This window comes from Prevotella sp. AM42-24 (assembly GCF_003461825.1).
GTDB lineage: Bacteria > Bacteroidota > Bacteroidia > Bacteroidales > Bacteroidaceae > Prevotella > Prevotella hominis.
The window spans coordinates 1-17081 of the sequence record NZ_QTXV01000063.1; the positions used below are offsets into that span (position 1 = coordinate 1).

Genomic DNA, 17081 nt, shown 5'->3' on the forward strand with positions numbered 1-17081 from the left:
CTTATAAAATAAGTTAAACTAAAATGCTGCGGAATTTAGGTTCTGCAGAACCAGTAACTTATGATGAAAATGATGAAGATGAGGAGCATGCAGAATACCAGAGTACAGAGGAAAATGTATTGTCTAAATCGGCCATGGTTTTTGCTGGTGCCAACAATACGTTGTTAGAAGGAAATTCCGACAGTAATCATGATGGCTTCTTGACTGCATACGAAATGTCAACATTGGATTTGTCAAAAACAGACATGGTTGTCATGTCTGCTTGTGAATCTGGACTTGGGGATATTGGTAGTGAAGGCGTGTTTGGTTTGCAGAGAGGTGTGAAAAAAGCTGGAGCTAATAGCATATTAATGACTCTCAATAAAGTGAATGACCATGCCACGACTTTGTTTATGGTGCGTTTTTATCAAGGATTGATAGATGGTCTTTCTAAAAATAGAGCTTTATTGGATGCACAAGAGTATTTGAAAAATGCTGAGGGTGGAAAATGGAATGATATGAAATATTGGGCATCTTTCGTTTTGCTTGATGGTTTGAATTAAAAAATAATAATTATGAGGAAATTGTTTGTTATTTGGCTATTTTTGTTAGCTTGCGTCTCAAGTTCCTATTCACAGGACGTCAGTAGGGAAGAGTTTGAAAATATAATTATTGAGATTAATTCTCAATTACCGATGTCAATGGGACCAACAATGACATGGGAGTCAATGTCTATGAAAGACAAAGAGGTTTTTTGCAAATTTCAAATTAATGACATTGGTAATACTTTGTCAAAAATGCAATTATCCGAAGAACAATTGAAGAATAACATCAAGATGATGTTAGCTGGTTCGGATGATACAAAAAAACTATTTCAGACAATTGCGGAACTAGGTTTGAATTTTCATGTATCCATGGTCAGCGAGAATACAGGGGATTCCAGAGAAGTCATATTTACCCCTGCGGAGCTAAGAGAGTGTGTGGAGTCTGGCGTGTCTTTAGATGTTAAGGTCAATATGATATTGGAAGCGACTAAGCCTCAATTACCCGTGACACTTATGGCAGGAATGACCATCATAAATATGCAAAAGCAAGATGGCTTTATAGTTACAGTTATCGAAGTTGATGAAAACCAATATAATCTGGCAGGCTTTCAAAGTAAAAAGGCTTTGGAAGGCATCGAGAATTATGCCAATACAGACATGGCGACCCAATACCAGTGGCAACTTTTTGCAGAAGCGGGTTTGGGGGTTCGTTATACCTATATCGGTAGCATATCTAAGAAATCCATCAACCTAGACATACCTAATCAGCGTCTGAAAGAATTATTGAAAGAGAAAAATGAGTAATAAGTACGACATATTTATCAGTTATAGGAGAAAGGATGCTGGTGACAAAGCCGAGCATTTGAAAGACTTGTTGGAACCTTATTATAAAGGTAGAATAAGCTTTGATAGAGAAAACCTTACAGGAAAATTTAATGTTCAACTTATTGAACGAATAGATCATGTAAAGGACTTTTTGCTTGTTATTGGCAAAAACTCTCTCTGTTATAATAATGAAGACAAAAGCAAAGAATCTATTGCATTTTATAATGAGCTAACAAGTCTGTCGCAAGATGCTTTCGCTAGGCGAATCAATGAGCTGGGACCAGATGCCAATATTGATTATGTGCGCATAGAGATTGGTCGTGCTTTGAGGAGACATGATTTACATATTATTCCTGTCGTTCCCGAGCGTTCTCAGGATTTTAATTTTGCAGCTCTAGACCTTCCATCTGATATGGCTGGGATAAAGGCATACGAAGCTGTATTCTATAGTGAAAGCCCTGATGCCCTTTTTAAAGATGTAGTGCCTAAAGTTAGAAAGCATTTAAAGAGCAAGTCTGACTTTATCTATAAAAAGATTTGTTTTGCTGTAATTTTGTTCCTATTTATAATTTCATTTGTTGGCATGAGTGGTTGGTTCCATTATCAAAAAGCCCAATTGGAACATTCACGAGTTGCTTTAATCGACTCGTTGGATATGAAGTACAAGAATTTCAACCCAAACTTCAATCCTAATATTTCAATAGAAAAGTTACATGCAGTCCAAGACATATTGGAAAAGATGGAATTTGTTGAAGGGGGAAGTTTTATGATGGGACCTTCTTTACTGTCTAATGGAACTTATAGTGAAGATGTTGAAGAAGATTTGGAAACTCCACCTATCAAGCAAACGGTAACATCATTCTATATGGGAAGGTATGAAGTGACGACATTTCAATGGTGTAAAATCATGGAAGAAGATTTTGATGAAAAAGATGCATTGCTTCCAAAGACCAATATATCGCTTTCCGAATGCCAAGCTTTTTGCGATTCTCTTTATAATCTAACGGGAATTAGTTTTTGTGTACCAACGGAATCTGAGTGGGAGTATGCTGCACGTGGTGGGAATATGCCTGAAGGTACAATCTATGCTGGGAGCAACAACATCAAAGAGGTAGCTTGGTACAAAGAAAATTCATCTGTCAAGCCCTATATTTGTGATGCAACCAATAGTGGAATGCATTGCAATTCTTGCAATTTGTTTGACATGAGTGGAAATGTAAGTGAATGGTGTTTGTGGACAGACTCTATCCATCGCTTATACAAGGATATGGCAACTCAAAAAGTCACGATTTCTGATGTTATCTATAATAAAAACAACAGTATTATACGTGGTGGTAACTATATGAGTGAACCTTATGAATTGACTGTTTATCATAGAGAAGTTTCTGATAAGAATCAAAAATCACCTAATATAGGATTAAGAATTATTTTCAAAAAATAATAAGTATGAAAAAGTTATTAGTTGTTTTCTTCGTTGCATTATGGGCTATCTCAGCAAATGCACAACAAAAGTTAAGTGCGCAAAGTCAAAAGCTATACGATGCTTGTTGGGCACTTCGTACTGCAATTTCTGCAGGAAATACATCAAGTCTTAAAAGTGCCAATGCTGCATTCAAAGCTTGTAAGGCTGGTGATTTCAGTTCTCTCAGAGTTACATCTACCAAAACGAAATCTTTAAATGGATATTTTGTCTGGGATGAAGAATTTGTTGATGAACTTATTGCTGGTCGTGATGTTCGTAAGTTTGCGCAAAAGTATTCTGACAATCGTGCGGTACGAGGAACAGGAACAAATGGCTTGTTTACGAAAACTTTGGTTGTAGCAAAGAAAAGCAGTTTAAAGTTTTCTTTTCCTTCTAGAGGTTTGGAAGAATTGTCTGTTATTTCTGAACCAGGAGGCAAACTTACTCTTCGCATTTATGATAAGAGAGCGAAGAAGTGGTATAATGATACAGAGGATGTAAAGAGAGGTAGAGCTGCCCGCACAAGAATCATCAAATTACCACAAGATGTCGTCTCTACGTTGGAAGTGGAAGTTATCAATTGTGGAAATAATGATGTAAGTTTTGTGGTAATTAGTAATTAAAAGATGAAGCGCTATTTTGTAATTTTGATATCTTTTGTATTCTTTGCAACAATGTCTGTAGCTGAGAATAAAGAAGACAACCTTGTTATTGAATTTTTAACTATACAGCAATGTATAATTAAAAATGAGATTGGTATGGCTCGACAAATGCTTGACAAAATTAAAATCAAAGCAACAAACTCTGATAATTGGCATGATAAATATGAATACTATAGAACTTTGGGAGATATCTACGCTTTTTATGATAATAAAACCGAAGAAGCAATTGATAATTTTATAAATGCCTTAAAAGCCTATCCGCCTAACGCCTTTCTTGATCAAGAATACCTTGGAACAACATATGATTTATGCTGCCTTTTTGAGCAAACGCAACAATGTTATATTGGCGAAAAGTATGCAGCACATGCACTTGTTAGGGCTCAAGCTGTTGTTGATAGTTGTTTTTTCTCCTCTGGTTTATTTTCGTATTTGGCAAAATCTTATGAAAACCGTGGAGATACAATTATGCCACTTCGGTTTCATTTAAAAGCTCAAGAACTTAGTATTCGGTACAATATACTAACAACTGAACCTGATTCTGTTGAGATATACAATGAGCGATTAAACAATATGTTGAGATTGCTTCATTATAGTAGGAAAGATTTCTCCGATACCGATCCTTCCTATTTAAGAATTCTTAGTGACTATTATGTATGGGTGTCTAGGGCAGGTAATTTGCCGGAAGCAATTTGGCTTGGTGAATATATAATGAAAAATGCCCAAAAATATTCTATTGATGAAGATATATGTCTTTACAATACGTATTATTATCTTTTGTACAATTATGCGGTTTATGGTAAAATAAATGAATTGCAGAATCTTTATCATCACGCAGTTAAATACTATTCTTTATATCCAGATAAAACCATAACAGAATCTATTCTTTGTCTGGGAATTGCAAATGGATTTATGGAAAGTTCTCGCTTTAAGGAAGCTTTGGAATATTTGAAAATCGCCAAACTAAAAAATAACAAAAAGTTATATCCTCAGATAGAAATGAAAATCAACCATTTTATAAACGAATGTAAGGAGGAATTATGAAAGTATTATTTTTTTTGTTAACAGTGTTCTGCTGTATAGATATCAATGCACAGGAAAATGATAGTGAAGAGGAATTGCGAAAAGCTGTAGACACAGGTTTTCATAATTATGTGTATTCTATGGAACACAATTATGATTCCATAGACAAAGCTACAATTTATTTTGAGCAATATGTTACTGCTCTAAGACAAAATGAAACAATGAACTTTGCCGAAAGAGCGTTTGATTCTTGGAAAGTTCTTAGATGGTTATCTCAAATTTATTGTTATACAGGTAGTTGTAAAGAAAAAGAACTACTTACTTTTATTTTTGACTATTATGGTAAACATATGCCGAGAGCTACAGAGTCCCTTTTCTATGCTGTAGAGCCTGCATTTGAGTATTATAATAGTCGTGGAGAATTGCCTGCATTTGAAGAATTATGTCTAAAGCTCACAAAAGCAGTGGAAAAAAGTGAGAAATATGATTTTTTTCTTTCAATTTGTAAGTATTTTCAATCAATAGCTTTTATTAAAAAAAATGAGACAACACAAGGTCTGGCCTTGCTGAAAAAAGCGTTGGATCTTTCCCACAAAGAAGAATTGAATTACAGAGGAACCTTCATACATAAATACTATTTGTTGATAAGTAACAGTATAGTTCAAGGTTATACATTTCAAGGGAATTATAAAGAAGCTATAGCAACAATCAATAAGATAGAGGAAAATGTCAAAGATGCATATACAGTAAAAAGTCAGCAATATTTACTTTTAGAAGGGACGAAACTTGAATTGTTTGTAAAAAATGGACTTTTTCTGGAAGCGAAGAATTTAGTGGTAGAGTTGGACAGCTTATGCAAGACTCCTAATGCTTTGGACAGATCTTTTATAGATAATTATCAAAGTGTTATTAATAACTTTAAGGTTCAATTAAAAATAGATAATGTCTCAAGCGAAACGCAATCTGCCGAAAATGAAAAAAAATATCAGCAGATATATTCTGAGCTTGTTGTTGGAAATTGCGCAAATGCAAATCGTTTGTTTCAAAATGCAGTACTTCCATACGAAAGGAATCTCAATAACTATAATCTTTCCGAATATTGTGATCTTGTGGCAAATTATGCAGAAATGCTGACTTCTACACATAATTATCAGTTTGCAATTTCGTATTTAACCCGAGCGGATAGCCTTGTGACGTGTATGTCAAAAGTTGATTTGTATGCCTCAAGAATATTTAAAGAAAAATTAGGAATGGTGTATTATGCATCTAAAAATAATATGCTTGCTATAAAATACCTAAATGAAGCAAAAAAAATGTATGAATTAGCTGGAGATCATAGCTTGAAGTATTATAACTGTCTTGGAGAATTAATAGATGTGTATTTAGATTTTGGTGATTATGCTTACGGAAAGTTGTTAGTTGATGAATTTAGTGACAGGGTTATTGAAACTTTCGGTTCTGATGAGTTTTCTTTATACAGAAACCTGCTTCAAGGAATTATAGGGGGAATTTATGCTAGGTTAGGATATAAATTTGAAGCACAAAAGATACTTGAAAAGGTGTATAGTGACAATTCTGTAAGTCATATAGGCAATCAATGGGATAAAGTGCGAAGAATCTTGGGTCTTTCTTACATACAAGATAATAATTTAGAAAAAGGAATTGAGTTGTTTAAAACAACTCTTCGGATAGGAAAAGACGAAGTTGAAAAAGAATTGGCGTTAAAAATACTTGTTGGTTGTTGTGGTATGCAGAAAAACCAAAAAGGAATTTTTTATCTTAAAGAGTACAATCATAAAAAACATGAAACAATAAAAAGAGTTTGTAGTTCTTCTAATAAGATTAATTTAGAAAATTTGTGGGAGGATTGTAAAGAAGATTTAATGTACATGAATAATTATATGCTTAAAGTGTTTGAACAATCACCAGAAATCTCTCAGTTAGCATATGATAATGCATTGTTTGTGAAGCAAAATTTATCAGACGAGTCTCTACAAGAGTACTCTTGGAAGAATATACAAGATAGTCTTAGCGAACATGATGTTGCATTAGAATTCATTGTTACATCTGAAAAATTTTATGAAAGGAACTCGCTTAGATATGGAGTTTTATTAATAAGGAAAGAGAGTCAAAGTCCTATATATATAGATTTATGTGACACAGAAAATATTGATAGTCTTTTCCGTAACATAATTCATACGGATAAAGATTTTATTAATAACATATATTCAACAAAAAATAACGGCATTTATAACCTTATATTTAAAAAATTAGAGCCTTACTTAAAAAAAAATGATGTTATTTATTATTCCCCTGTAGGATTTCTTTGTTTTATAAATTTTGAATTGTTAGGAGATGGTAAGCATAGATTAAATGAAAGCTATACTTTGCATCAAGTTTCCTCTACGGCTGTTATAAATGATTTAAAGAAAAAGCAGTTTAACTGCAATGGAAAATTTGCAATATATGGTGGCGTCAGTTATGATGAAAGTATGGACGAATTTGTCCAAGCTGCCAATACATATAAAATTTATGAAGGTCAAACAAATGAGATGCTGCAAAAACTTTTAGAAAATGAGCCTAATAATCGAGGTGCAGTAGAAGGTTTTTTACAAGGTAGTTTGAATGAAGTTTTATATATAGAAGATTTATTGAAAAAAAATGCCAAACAAGTTAAGCTATTTGTTGGAAGTCATGCTAATGAGGAGTCTTTAAAGGCTTTTAGTGGTAATCCTCCGCAGGTCTTGCATATTAGTACACATGGCTTTCTTCTTTCTACAACGGACGATCAGCGTCATCATAGGAATTTGTTAGAGAATATAGAAACGATAGGTTATGAAAGAGAAACTTCACTTTTGCATAGCGGGTTATTGTTGGCTGGAGCAGAAAAGGCCTGGAGAGGTGAAACAATTCCAAAAGGCTTAGAAGATGGTATCGTGAGTGCTTTTGAATTATCGCAGCTAAATTTAAAAGGGTGCGACTTGGTGGTACTTTCTGCCTGTGAAACAGGACTTGGATTTGTTAATCCTTTTTGTGGGGAAATCGGATTGAAACAAGCCTTAAAACAAGCAGGTGTAGGTACGATTGTTTTTAGTCTATGGCAAATTCCAGATGATGCTTCAGCTATGCTTATGCAAAGTTTTTACAATTTCATTATACAAGGAATTCATCCAAGACTTGCTCTTAAAAAGGCACAGAGTAATATTTCAAAGGTTTATAAACAACCATATTTTTGGGCAGGATTTTCCATAATAGATTAGATTATGAAAATAAATAGAGTTTTTTTTACGATTATAATGCTATGGTATGCAAACTGCTCCTTTGCACAATCATTCCATGACATGTTACTTGAAAATGTAAAGGGATCAGTCAAGTCTATAACATACAAAAGAAGTGAAGGAAGTGAATATGTGACATTCGCTAAAGATGGCAAAATAGGAAAAAAAGATATTTTCAGTCCCGTTTATAATAAGGATGGATATCTGATAAAATGTAAATCTTTATTGTTGGGACATATTGGAGAAACAACGTTTATTTATAAAAATAATAATGTTGAAATAAGTAGAACTGAGATAGGTGGAGGTTTATTCACTATACATTATATATACAATACAGATGGAACGGTATATCAAGAAGTTCAGAGCTTAGAAAAAGGAAATATTAAACAAACTGCTATATATACATTTAAATATCATAAATTTGATAGTCATGGAAACTGGAATACCCGTACGGTTTATTGTGGTGAAAACAGTTTTTTTGATCATAGGGTGATGACCTATTGGAAGTAGTTTTTAAGGACGTTTATAATATACAGTAATGACAATATACCAACAACTTCATCATGCTATTCTTGGACACCAAGAATCGTTAATATTGCCATTGGCAACATCAGATAACGATGTTTACATGGCTATTCGTCAAATAATGAGGGATAACCCTGATATATTTTGGTTCTCTCACATTTGGAATTATAATGAAGATGCTAGAACGCTCAGGCTACACTATACTATTAATAAAGAGCGGACTAAAAAAGTTAAAAGGCAAATTGAAAATGTGATTCTTAATGAGTTTCACATTTTAGACGTGCAGAGGCTTACACAAGAAGAACAAGTCATGTATGTCTATAAATGGTTGGCTCTTTATTGTAACTATAATATTTATTCTGCTTTCAACCAAACGATATATAGTGTTTTTGTATATCGTAATTCGGTGTGTACTGGATACGCCAAAGCAGCTCAATATTTATTTAAGCTATTAGGTATAGAAAGTCAACTTGTTTTTGGTAAGTTGAAGAATAGTGAGCGTTTGAGTCGTCATTGTTGGCTCTTGGTAAAATTGGAGGGAAAATGGTATCATTTAGACCCGACATTGGCTGTACCAAAGAACAAGGAAATTCTTGTAAGTACAGGAGTCAACCCTATTGTTGGTTCCGATGGGGTAAACTACAATTATTTTTGTGTAGATTCTGAAACAGTAAAAGATTCTAAGGAATCACAAAAAGGAAGCACGGAATATATAGAAGATGAAAAGGACTTGCCTGTTTGTTCTTCGCATATAGATTATTTTGGCTTGCAGCATCTTCGCATACCGTTAAACGAAGAAAGAAAGCTAGGTCACGTTTTGACTGGTATAGGAACGACTGCAGATGTTTATACATGGAATCAAAAATGTGCTACTCAAAAAGTTGTAAAGGCTTTTCGAAAGCAAATTCCCCAAGAAGTGATAAATCATGAATTCTATGTCATGCAAGAGTTGGCGAACTTACCTCATGTTTTATCGGTAGATCGTATGACTGAGGATGGGCGAGGAATAATAATGGAACAAGCAACTCCTCTTTCAGACCTATTGTCTTGTCATTATTATCAATTATCTTTCTCAAAATTCTGCCAGCTAATATTAGATTTGATAGATGGTGTTCAAGAATGTCTTGATCATGGAATCCAATATAGAGACATTCACCTTAATAATATATATAGGGATGGTAAGGGAATATATAAGTTGGGTGATTTTGGTAGTTGTGTTTGTCAAAATCAAAGGAATGATGTCGCTATAGGCGTTGGTAGCAAGTGGTATATGGCACCAGAGACATATAAAAAGCAAGAGTTTGGAGAAGCTTCTGCTATATATGAAATCGCTATGGTTGCCTATTTTATGCTAAACAATCTTTTGCCTCCTCTTTGGCAAAAGTATGGAAAGGAATCTTTGACTCTTCGTGTTGGTGGTAAGAACGTGCCTCTTCCTGTGCGATTGCAAAGTTCAGTAAATGATGCAGAGCAAAAACTAGGTAAAGTAATCCTTCAAGCATTAAGTTACGATACTTCTGTTCGTTTTAGTCAGTCCTTACAATGTTTTAGGGAGGAAATCGAAAACATTAAAACGACTTCACAAGATACGATACTATTCAAGGGAGATACGATTGAGCTTCCTAATGAATTAGAAAATATTGAAGATAGTGTTTTTTGTAACCATGAATTTGCCGATACGTTAATTGGAAAATTAGATAAAGAATGGGCTACGGTTGAAAATGCTTTAAGTATAGACGGTAATGGAGATGCAGACGCTAGTGGTAATAATTTTTCTCTAATTCAAACAGTAGATTTTGCATCAACTTGTATTCCTAATCCTGATATCCTTGTTTCGAATGGCGAAGTGGAAGATTTGCTAACAAGTATAGAAAGAGAGGAAACTAGTGATATGTGCAATTTTATTCCACAAGTAGAGTTTTGTGGTAATGATTTTGCTGTAACTGCAGGTGGAGTCAATTGCAAATCCAATATTTGGAAACCTCAAGAAACCTATATTCCACAACCACAAAAGCCTAAACCAAAGCGGAATTCTTCGAAGAATTCTTTTTGGAGTCGTTTGTTTTGCGGAAGAAAAAATGAGGCTCATGAAGATAATGTTTATAGTTCTGTTTTTGCTCCGGCAGAGATAAAACGTGGGAGTCATTTTGTTGTTCAGGTTTATTTGCACTTGATTGAAGAAACTGAAAAGGTTATGTCTCTTGCGATTGAATCGGATAAAAATTCAGAACGCCGTGACTATATACCTCTTTTAACCAAATTAAAACGAAATGATAAGGTTGATATTGAACTAAATATTTATGGAGAAAATATCTTGTATAATGAACGTAAGCAACTTGTTTGGCAAGGTAGTTTCACAAAATGTAGTTTTGATTATCTTGTGCCAAATAGTTTGGAGGTAGAAGAGTTAAGCTGTGAAGTCAATTTGTTTATCAATGGTAATATAGCGGGAGACATGCGCTTCTTGACTGCAATAGTCGATACTCAACCAACAATGCTAAATCCTCAAGTTATTGCTCGAACTTTTAATAAAATATTTATTTCATATGCCCATCAAGATATAGAGCAAGTGAAACATATCGCTCTCGCTTATAAAGCTCAAGGAGCGGATTACTTCTTTGATAAAGATAAACTGTCAGCAGGTGATATTTATGAAGAAGAGATTTTCAGATATATAGATAATGCAGACTTGTTTATTTTGTGTTGGTCGGCAAATGCTGCAAGAAGTGAATATGTGTGGAAAGAAACAGAACATGCTTTAATGCGAGCATATCCACAATTAAGTAGACAAGAAGCAACATTGAAAATTTATCCTATAAGCATCAAGCCTCGTGCTGCTTATCCGCAAAATATGATTGACATCTATAATTTCGAAGAAATATAACTTTTACAATATTTGACTATGCACAAAATCATATTATCAATATTTGCTTTATCCCTCTCCCTCTCCACTTATGCCCAATCCGCATCCGAGGCGCAAGCTCTCCATGACAAGGGTAAGCAATGTGTAAATGAAGGGAAAATAAGCGAAGGACGCGGATATACTAAGCAGGCCTTGGATATGCGCAAGAAATTGTTCGGTGAAGTAAATGAAGACTATATCACTTCGCTCAACAATTATGCTCTCAGCTTTGCATTGGAAAAAGATTATGCCAATGCTGTGAAATACCAAGAGCAGGCGATGACGCTTTGTGATAAACTAAAGGAAAAGCAAGGCAGACCGCATAAGAACTATGGGCTTTATGCGCTCAACATGGGACGCTTTTATTATCTGAGCGATAATATAGATGGGGCTGTCACATATTGGGAGAAGGCATTGCTTCATGTGGAGAAATTCACTGAGATGTATGAAAATCTCCTGCAATGGCTTGCCATGATTTATAGCGACCGGAATGATAATAACAATCTTCAACGTATCATGGTGTTGACGGAAGAGCATAACCAGCATGAACTTACTAAGGATTGTAATGAGCCGAAGTGCATGTTGGGCAGAGCCAACTATTATGCCTCTAAGGGCAACACAGCCAAGGCTAAGGAATGTTTTATGCAAGTGCTGTCTATGAACATAGATGATAAGGTGAAGGCGGAAGTATACGAAGCTTACGCCAAGTTCTTGGCAAATACCAAGGACTGGGTTAGTGCAGGTGAATACGAAACGCTTTCCGCCAACCTTGTCAAGAAAACACAAGGAAAGAACGCAACTTATGCCAACCAACTCTACATGGCAGCCTTGTATTGTCATATTGGAAAGCAATATCAGCAAGCTATCGATAATTTTACTGTGGTCATCGAGTTTTATCAGTCTTCTGCAAATGGAGATACATCGTTAAAGAATGCATCTTTAAAGAAGATTGCCGATTGCCAAAAAGGTATCGGCAATGCGTATTCTGCCATGAAGGAATATGCTAAGGCTTGTGAGGCTTATAACCAGCAAATTGCTTATTATGAACGGTATGATAAAAACAGCGAGGATTATCCAAAAGCTATTCTTCGACTTGCCAAAGCCGAGAAATTCAACAAGGACTATGATGTTTCTATTGTCCATCATAAGCAAGCCATGCAACTATTCGACGAGAAAGGCATGGCGCAAGACTACACGGAGGCAGCATCCTCTCTGAAACTCTGTTATGTATATGCAGGAAAATCAGAGGAGGTGGATTACAAGGATGAAGCCATGCAGAAGGAAAGAATCCAGAAGTTGGACAACATCATTAAGGACGAGAAGAACAACCTCCAGATGACCCTCCAGTATTTGGGTAAGCTGACTTATGCCCGTTCACTTGCCACCATCGCAGGCTGCTATGCTATGAAGGAAGATTTCCCTAATGCAATCATTTACTATAAGCAATATCTGGAAGCTATCAGAGATGCCGTTCGTGAGGAGTTCCGTATGCAAAGCGAAAGCGAGAGAATACAGACCTGGCAAGAAGAAACCAATAATATCCAAGAACTCTTGGAATTGTTGACCATGATTCCGCAGGATAATTCCTCACTCTTCTCAGAGTTATCTGCCATTGCTTATGATGCTGCACTTCTTTTTAAAGGTATTCTCTTGAACTCGTCCATTGAATTTGAAAAGGTACTTACCCAACATGGCGACAAAAAGTTGAAGGAACTTTACGAGCAAACGAAGTCCATCTCAAACCAAATCTCCAATTTGCGCCAGAATGCCAAGAGCGACGCCGACTTGCAGAAAATACTAACATTGTCCCAAAAGAATCAAACACTCCAACTGCAGCTCTATAAGCAATGTGCGGAGTTCGCAGATTTCACTAATTATATCTCATATAACTGGAAAGATGTGCAAAAGCTGTTGGCTACTACCGATATAGCCATCGAGTTTGCTGCCATTAAGACAGGCGTATTGGATACCGAGAACTTTATGGAGGCGATTATTCTGACAAAAGATAGTAAAACTCCTGTAGCGATTCCTATATGTACTTTGGCAGAGGCAAAGGAAATGCTTGACGATGATCATATTTATGACTCCTCAGATAATCTCGTATGGGGTAAAATTAGAAAATATTTGTCTGGAAAGAAACGACTATTTTTCTCTGCAGATGACATATTTAATAATATAGGCATAGAATATTTGATATACGACGGAAAACCACTAAGCAATCAGATGGAGGTCTATCGCCTCTCCACGACCAAAGAACTTTGCTATCATCATCAGCAAGTACAGGCAGGTAATGCAGTTCTATTTGGCGACATTAACTACAACGAAGATGCAATTAATTCCTCTGTAAAGTGTGACTTGGCAAAGCTGCGTGGTAATGGCGATGTAGGCATGTTCGGCAATTTGGATAATACTAAACGTGAGATTGATGAGATACAAAAAATACTTAAGAATGGAAATATTCAAAAAGTTGTGGAATTTTCTGATCTAAAAGCAAGCAAACAAGCTTTTTGTGGGTTGACTGATAAGAAACTGAACATCCTTCATATTGCCACTCATGGTGCATATAGGGTTCAAAAGGGTGTTACTGACCAGGAAGCAATGTCGAACAGTATCCTTGCTTTTGCTGGTGCCAATTTAGATGATACGGGTATCGTTACAGCTGCAGAAGTGGCAAAGATGAACCTAAGGGGGTGTGATCTTGTGGCTCTTTCAGCTTGTGAAACAGGATTAGGTAAGTTGGGTACAGATGGTGTCTTCGGCTTACAGCGTGGTTTTAAAAATGCAGGTGTCCATACCCTATTGATGAGTCTGAAGAATGTTTATGATACTTCCACTGCCGAGCTTATGATTTGCTTCTACAGGTATCTCATGTCTGGTGTGAGCAAACGAGAGGCGTTGAAAAAAGCGCAACAGGATGTACGAGCTAAAGGATATAAAGATGCAAAATATTGGGCATCGTTTATCTTGCTGGATGCTTTGGATTAAAAAACTTTGTGTTTGAACGATAGATTTCATGTTATCTCTCCTCTTTCATATAGTAATCAATAGAAAATGTGAACTATGAATAAGAACAATTACACCCCACATCCTATCGACACGAAAAATGTTGGTTTACCCATGGAATTGCAAGCTTTGGCAGAAGATATTGCCAAGAATGTGCATGAGGTATGGGCATCTGGACGGATGAAGGATGGCTGGACGTATGGTGAAGAGCGCAATGATGCGGAAAAGAAACATCCTTGTCTTGTCCCATATGAGGATTTGAGCGAGGAAGAAAAGGAATACGACCGAAATACGTCAATTGAAACAATCAAACTTATTTTGACGTTGGGATTTAAAATTTCTAAAGATTGACGAAACATTTTGAAGTAAAAAAGCAAGAATAAATGATATCATGTATTCTTCTTTGTAATTATTTTCTTTCAAATTTTACCAAATTGTTTTTAGTCAATGTAGCACTTGAAAAATCAGAGTATTAAACACAAGTATATTATTAATTAATGATTATGAAACAAAAAATATTATGTTTTCTACTGATTTTTGGCTTTTAATAATAGGGTGTGCGTTTTTCTTTGGTTGTTCCTGGATATTCAGCAACTTTCAGAAGGGTGCTTACAAGCGTGAGATAAGAAACCGGCGTTCCTTCGTATTGCTCGCCAAATTATTGGCGGAGGAAGAAAATTTAGCATGTGATACAAGGGGATGCAAAGAGGATGGTACAGGTGAAGTTTATCTGGCTTTACCGGAAGGTGTTGTTAGGGTGTTTTCTCATCGAGATGGTAAGTTTGCCATTTCGCTTCTGGGGGCTGTCCTCATTAATGATTTGCATGCTGATATGGCCCGTGAGTTCTGTAAGGAATTAAATGCCAATGAAAAGAGAATAAGGTATAGTGCCGGTTTTGAACCTGCTATTGCCAAGACGGGGTTTTCTATCACCTGTGATTTTGAAGACGATGTGGATGAGGAAGATGCGGAATATTATATTCTTAGTTATGCTAAGACTTATTTAGACCCCAAAAAGCAGGAACTTGAAACATTATGGAAAAGCAAGATTTCCTCGCAAGGGAAATAATTTCTAAGCTACTGTTTCTCCGATAGAAATGAGGTTACTTCTGCCTCTATATGATCATAAATCCCAAAAGAAGGAAATGACAACTATTGATTAAATGTATTTGAATATGATGACTCATATAGGAAAATATTTAATGAAGGATGGGCAGATTTGTGATGTCGTATCCCATAAAGATCGGGTTCTGGGTGTCATCTTTGATGAAACTAATGAGCAAATCCGGTTTTTGCCAGTCTTTGATATCGACAGTTTTCAAAGTTATAGCCTGCAGGAAATCATCGATATTGCTGAAGCGTATGATCAGAAACATGGCAATAGGTATTTGCATTGGAGCATTCCTTCTTTGACTGACTGGAAATTGATTATATCCCGATTAGGAGAAACTCAGGTTCAGCATGGGGAAGAACTCAGCTTTAATGATCGGATGGAGGAGTGGGAGGAGTTTGATAGCGCCATTGCTATAAAGAATCTCAAGAACTTCGGTCTTTCTCCAGAGCTTACCTATTGGACTTGTTCGCAAGGTTATGATGACGAGGTGTTCCTCCTGGATCTTGAATCGGGAACCATTGAGGCTTATCCTGTATGGGATGATGGGGAGAAATACGATTATGCCTTACGACTTTATGGATGTTATAATCGCGGAAGAGCTTTTTAATGAGCATGAAGCCAATAGCGTGTTAAAGATCATACGCTTCGCAAATATAAAGTGCAAATGACTTGTTTGCGACTCGTATCTCTGAAAGATAGAAATCTGGGCTTCGGATTTACGGGTGGTGTCTGACTTGTGCACCATTGCGCTTTTCGGGGGCACAAAAGTGCTCTTATCTTGGCACAATAGTGCCCTTCCTTAGGCACTTTGCAAACTTAGCGAAACAGGAATATCTGCTTGGCATTCTGTTCGCTCATTTCCTTTTTATAGGAAGTGTTTGTAGTGGTTTTATAGGAAATGTATGTAGTAGTTTTTGTGTAAAAGTATATTTAGATGTTTTGTTTGAAAATAGATGTGGTAGATTTCTTTTTGAAAAATCTTTATAGCGAAGAAAATTTAAAATGGAAATTCGATTTAACCCTTCATTACCCTTCATCTTTTTGCCGTTTTTAGCCCCTTTTTGGTTTTAAGTAACTACCCCTATTGAAAACTTTGAATAGAAAAGCCTTGAAAAATGAAAGCGGCTTCGATAGTCAATGAAGCCTATTTCGTAGAGCAATGAAAGCGGCTTCGTAAGCAGTTGAAGCCTATTGCATTATTCTGATAGAAACTATAAAAATATAGTTGACCACTTTAAACTTTATTAATAATACACTTTGATTCACAGTATTAACGTAACAACTCATGACAATATGGGTAATTGCAGCTTTAATTGACGGGTTTTTCGTTTCATTTGAAATATGTAAAAGTAAAAAAATAAAGACGTTTGGATTTCTGATTTAGCCTCCTCTTATGTGTCCATCCTGTCGTCTATTAAGACCAAAGCTTGCCTTAATAGACGACTGCTTTTGGTCTTAATAGACGACCAGTTTTGGTCTTCATAGTAGGTTTTTAGGGTAAATGCGATTTTTAGATTGAGGTGATGGGAGGTGAAGGGTGGTGAAGGGTGGCTTTTAGCTGTTTTGTCTATAACTATCTGTATGCCAGATATTTATATTGATAGGGTGAAGGGTGACGGTTTTTTCTCGTTTCGCTTTTCAAATTTCCAATTATATGATGTTTATGCCTGTGTGTGCATACCAGCGCGCACAGGCAGGAGTGCGTATGTATATTATAATGTGCAATTGCATTAATTATCTCTCAATATGTAATTAAATGTTAAAAT

General features: G+C 35.7%; 12 protein-coding genes. All 12 read left to right on the top strand.

Features of this window, described 5'->3' with window-relative positions:
• Positions 1 to 23 precede the first annotated feature (23 nt).
• The 12 genes from DW917_RS13805 to DW917_RS13860 all read left to right on the top strand — a co-directional run bounded on the left by DW917_RS13805 (position 24) and on the right by DW917_RS13860 (position 15922).
• Positions 24 to 542 carry a CHAT domain-containing protein gene (locus DW917_RS13805; protein ID WP_199545567.1) on the top strand — a complete coding sequence of 173 codons (519 nt, stop codon included), beginning with the start codon at positions 24 to 26 and terminating at the stop codon, positions 540 to 542.
• Between the two features lie 171 nt (positions 543 to 713).
• Positions 714 to 1328 (top strand): hypothetical protein, encoded by a 615-nt coding sequence (locus DW917_RS13810; RefSeq protein ID WP_134844695.1) that lies wholly within the window; start codon positions 714 to 716, stop codon positions 1326 to 1328.
• On the top strand, positions 1321 to 2790 hold the full coding sequence (locus DW917_RS13815; protein ID WP_118119630.1) for an SUMF1/EgtB/PvdO family nonheme iron enzyme: 1470 nt from the start codon (positions 1321 to 1323) through the stop codon (positions 2788 to 2790). The genes DW917_RS13810 and DW917_RS13815 overlap by 8 nt, the downstream gene beginning before the upstream one ends.
• A 5-nt stretch (positions 2791 to 2795) precedes the next feature.
• Positions 2796 to 3434 (top strand): hypothetical protein, encoded by a 639-nt coding sequence (locus DW917_RS13820; protein ID WP_118119633.1) that lies wholly within the window; start codon positions 2796 to 2798, stop codon positions 3432 to 3434.
• A 3-nt stretch (positions 3435 to 3437) separates the two neighbouring features.
• Positions 3438 to 4514: a hypothetical protein gene (locus tag DW917_RS13825; protein ID WP_147344199.1), complete on the top strand. Its 1077-nt coding sequence runs from the start codon at positions 3438 to 3440 to the stop codon at positions 4512 to 4514.
• A complete protein-coding gene (locus tag DW917_RS13830; RefSeq protein WP_118119637.1) occupies positions 4511 to 7753 on the top strand; it encodes a CHAT domain-containing protein in 3243 nt (1080 codons plus the stop codon). The genes DW917_RS13825 and DW917_RS13830 overlap by 4 nt, the downstream gene beginning before the upstream one ends.
• Positions 7754 to 7756: 3 nt before the next feature.
• Complete coding sequence (locus tag DW917_RS13835) at positions 7757 to 8281, top strand: hypothetical protein (RefSeq protein WP_134844601.1); 525 nt, start codon at positions 7757 to 7759, stop codon at positions 8279 to 8281.
• A gap of 28 nt (positions 8282 to 8309) precedes the next feature.
• Positions 8310 to 11180, top strand: a complete 2871-nt coding sequence (locus tag DW917_RS13840; RefSeq protein WP_118119641.1) for a TIR domain-containing protein — start codon at positions 8310 to 8312, stop codon at positions 11178 to 11180.
• Between the two features lie 18 nt (positions 11181 to 11198).
• A complete protein-coding gene (locus tag DW917_RS13845; protein WP_118119643.1) occupies positions 11199 to 14183 on the top strand; it encodes a CHAT domain-containing protein in 2985 nt (994 codons plus the stop codon).
• Between the two features lie 75 nt (positions 14184 to 14258).
• Positions 14259 to 14552: a RyR domain-containing protein gene (locus DW917_RS13850; RefSeq protein ID WP_118119645.1), complete on the top strand. Its 294-nt coding sequence runs from the start codon at positions 14259 to 14261 to the stop codon at positions 14550 to 14552.
• A 169-nt stretch (positions 14553 to 14721) separates the two neighbouring features.
• Positions 14722 to 15270, top strand: coding sequence for a hypothetical protein (locus DW917_RS13855; RefSeq protein WP_118119647.1), 549 nt, complete (start codon positions 14722 to 14724; stop codon positions 15268 to 15270).
• 106 nt (positions 15271 to 15376) lie between these two features.
• Positions 15377 to 15922, top strand: a complete 546-nt coding sequence (locus tag DW917_RS13860) for a hypothetical protein (RefSeq protein ID WP_118119649.1) — start codon at positions 15377 to 15379, stop codon at positions 15920 to 15922.
• Positions 15923 to 17081 lie beyond the last annotated feature (1159 nt).